The sequence below is a fragment of the Streptomyces sp. CAI-85 genome (genome assembly GCF_013363615.1).
GTDB lineage: Bacteria > Actinomycetota > Actinomycetes > Streptomycetales > Streptomycetaceae > Streptomyces > Streptomyces antibioticus_B.
Map to the genome: position 1 here is coordinate 1 of NZ_JAANNX010000242.1, position 707 is coordinate 707.

1 protein-coding gene is annotated in these 707 nt (G+C 71.1%); it reads right to left on the reverse strand.

The window, feature by feature from the left end; translation table 11 throughout:
* The coding region (locus G6W55_RS38055) for a histidine kinase dimerization/phosphoacceptor domain -containing protein (RefSeq protein WP_175525108.1) at positions 1-707 on the reverse strand (707 nt) is incomplete at both ends.

Here is a 707-nt window from a genome sequence, read left to right on the forward strand (position 1 = left end):
ACCCGGTCGGCGATCTCGTCGAACTCCACGCGCTCGTCCAGGTTCTGGGAGAGCGTCTCGTGCACGATGGCGATCGAGCCGACCCGGCGCACCGCCTCCTCCAGCGCCTCCCGGCCGCGCTCGGACTCGATCCGGCGGGCCTGGAGCCGCAGCAGGGCGGCGACGGTCTGGAGGTTGTTCTTCACCCGGTGGTGGATCTCCCGGATGGTGGCGTCCTTGGTGATCAACTCGCGTTCGCGGCGGCGCAGTTCGGTGACGTCCCGGAGCAGGACCAGCGAGCCGATGCGGGTGCCCTTGGGCTTGAGCGGGATCGTGCGGAACTGGATGACCCCGTCCTTGGCCTCGATCTCGAACTCACGGGGCGCCCAGCCGCTGGCGACCTTGGCGAGCGCCTCGTCCACCGGGCCCCGGGTGGGGGCGAGTTCGGCGGTGGTGTGGCCGAGGTGCTGGCCGACGAGGTCGGAGGCGAGGCCGAGGCGGTGGTAGGCGGAGAGCGCGTTCGGGGAGGCGTACTGGACGAGTCCGTCGCCGTCGACCCGGATCAGACCGTCGCCGACGCGCGGGGCGGCGTCCATGTCCATCTGCTGGTTGGGGAAGGGGAAGGAGCCGGCCGCGATCATCTGCGCGAGGTCGGAGGCGCTCTGGAGGTAGGTCAGCTCCAGCCGGCTCGGGGTGCGCACGGTGAGCAGGTTGGTGTTGCGGGCGAT